Source organism: Microbacterium sp. H6, assembly GCF_003314775.1.
GTDB lineage: Bacteria > Actinomycetota > Actinomycetes > Actinomycetales > Microbacteriaceae > Microbacterium > Microbacterium oxydans.
Genome location: NZ_QOAY01000285.1, coordinates 20446 through 21221, shown reverse-complemented (window position 1 = coordinate 21221; position 776 = coordinate 20446). Strand labels below are relative to the sequence as shown.

The following is a 776-nucleotide window of genomic DNA, read 5'->3' as shown; positions in this document are numbered from 1 at the left end:
CTCCGCCCGCCACAGCCCGGCGCGGTTCCGGGTGCGGCGAAGGCCCCGGAAGCGCTGCGCGAGGCCGGGCTGTTCAGCCGATTCGCCGCGTTCGGCGCCACCGACTCGGGCGTCGTCCTCCCCGGACGCTATGTCGACGATGCCGCGACGAGGCCCCCCGGCCACGTGCGGAACGAGGTCGCGATGGTCGATCACGCGCGACGCCTCGCCGCCCGCATCGGTCAGGCGTTCGACAGGGATGAGGCGCCGCTGGTGATCGGCGGCGACTGCTCGATCCTCCTGGGTGCAGGCATCGCCTCCGCCCATCGCGGCGGGATCGGACTCGTGCACATCGACGGCCACACCGACTTCCGCCACCCCGGCAACGACCCCGACAGCGCGAGCGTGGCCGGGGAAGACCTCGCCGCGGCGGTGGGACTGCACTGGCCGGCCATCGCCGACATCGACGGCAGCGGCCCTTACTTCCCTGCCGCCCGCACCGCGCACATCGGCCACCGCGACGACGACGAGCAGCAGCAGGAGGCACGCGCCGTCCTGGGGACGGTTGCTCCGGCAGCGGAGGTCCTATCCCGCGGAGCACAGCGGGTCGGCGCGGAGTGTGCCGCAGTGGCAGGGCCGGCCTACTGGCTGCAGCTCGACGTGGATGTGCTCGACCCCTCCGTCATGCCCGCGGTCGACAGTCCCGACCCGGGAGGGATCGGCGCGGCGGAGCTCACCGCACTGCTGCGGGAGCTCGCGCCGCGCGCCGTCGGCGCCTCCGTGACGGTTTTCGACCC

The 776-nt window shown here is 74.0% G+C and carries 1 protein-coding gene; it reads left to right on the top strand.

Features of this window, described 5'->3' with window-relative positions:
* On the top strand, positions 1–776 hold a 776-nt coding region (locus DSP71_RS18385; protein ID WP_258546542.1), incomplete at both ends, for an arginase family protein.